Source organism: Catenibacterium sp. co_0103, from assembly GCF_004168205.1.
Classification (GTDB): Bacteria; Bacillota_I; Bacilli_A; order Erysipelotrichales; family Coprobacillaceae; genus Catenibacterium; species Catenibacterium mitsuoka_A.
The window spans coordinates 1-1,870 of record NZ_RCYB01000180.1 but is presented as its reverse complement, the minus strand read 5'-3'; the positions used below and the strand labels follow the sequence as shown (position 1 = coordinate 1,870).

At 31.8% G+C, this 1,870-nt stretch carries 1 protein-coding gene; it reads left to right on the top strand.

Translation table 11 applies throughout. The features are described from left to right. Positions 1–355: 355 nt before the first annotated feature. Positions 356–1,420 carry a Fic family protein gene (locus EAI80_RS12930; RefSeq protein WP_129982362.1) on the top strand — a complete coding sequence of 355 codons (1,065 nt, stop codon included), beginning with the start codon at positions 356–358 and terminating at the stop codon, positions 1,418–1,420. Positions 1,421–1,870 lie beyond the last annotated feature (450 nt).

Here is a 1,870-nt window from a genome sequence, read left to right as displayed (position 1 = left end):
GGAGCCACAGTGTGACCCCCACAGATTTAAAGGTGCTGTTTCCAAGACCCCCAAATATTTAGAGCGAAGGTCTGACCCCCACAAAAATTAAAGACCCGTAATCTAACGTTGTATTTTTTTCTCCCAATATAATTATTTATCTCCCAAAAATGGTATCAATTTGGGAGAAAAAAGATGTGCTTTGGGAGATAATCATGTTGAAGTATAGTAAAAAACAACTAAATAATTCATAGATTTTGACAATTAAATGATACATATTAGTTATTTTCTCCTAATTATATTCTTTTTCTCCCAAAACATGTATATAATTGGGAGAAAAGAGAAGCTTTTTGGGAGAAAAAGAAAGGAGAAGAGTATGAGAAGTTTTGATTACAGTTATTTAAGTTTACGCACATGGGATAATGAGATATTATCTTATGTTGCGAAAATTCATGAATACAAAGGGAAACAGGAATTATATCTTCGCCAAAAACCAGTAGAGTTAGAACGTTTAGTTGAGGTTGCAAAAGTACAAAGCACAGAAAGTTCAAACCGTATTGAAGGTATTATAACAACGAAGTCTCGTCTCCAACAATTAGTTGAAGATAAAACAACACCTAGAAATCGTGATGAAAAAGAAATATTAGGATATAGAAACGTTTTGAATCTGATTCATGAAAATTATGAATATATCCCTTTTAGATCAAACTATATATTGCAGTTACATCGTGATTTACTTCAGTATACTGAATTGACTTATGGTGGAAAATATAAGACTATTCCAAATGAGATAGATGCAGTTTTACCAAATGGAGAGAAAAGGATATTGTTTAAGCCTTTAGAACCGTATGAGACACCAGGTGCCATTGAACAAATATGCGATAGTTATCAACGAGCTTTAGAACAGGAAATTGTTGATCCTTTGATTCTAATACCGTGTGTAATTTTAGATTTCCTCTGTGTACATCCTTTTAATGATGGAAATGGCAGAATGAGTCGATTGCTTACATTATTATTGTTGTATAGAAATGATTATGTAGTTGGTAAGTATATTAGTATAGAAAAAGAAATTTCTGAAACAAAAGAAGTCTATTATCAAACTTTAGCACAAGCAGATTTGGGATGGCATGAAGGTGCAAATGATCCCAAGCCATTCATTAAATATATGCTTGGAATTATTTTGAAATGCTATCGTGAATTTGAAGATAGATTAACTATAAGTGAAAAGAGTGGAAAAAGAAGTACATCTTATGATGTTGTAAAAACTTATGTGAATAATACAATTGGAACCTTTACTAAGAAAGATGCAATGGAAAACTGTCCAAGTCTAGGTAGTTCTTCGGTAGAGTCTGCGTTAAAGAAACTTGTAGAAGAAGGTGCTATTATACGTAAAGGTAAAGGGCGTGCATCACACTATGTACGTAAAGATGCGGTAGAATAAGTGATTTTTGTTTATTAGTAATAACGCTTAAAGTTCTAAATGTAGATATTTGAAAAATGCAATGTTAGAAATCTAACGTTGCATTTTTTAGTGGTGTTAATTTGAAAGATATAATTTCTAATCAAAAGTTACTGTCCAATGATCAGATTGATAAGCGTCAAAACACATCAGTATTTGTTCTTTGTTACATTTATGTTCAGCTAATTCTGGAAGTTCTTCTTTAGAAAAATATCTACTTTTTTGAATACCCACAAACCACAGGTTAGTGAAAATTAAATTTCATAAGCACCGATTAAACGGCGTTCATGAAGCTGAACCGGACACATGAATTTCCCATCTGTTCTATAATTAGATTAGAAATTAGATGGAGGTATAATCATATGTCAAACAAAGTATTAAAGCCTAAGAAAGCTTCTCTTTATCAGTTCACTCAGAAATATTCCAACAATA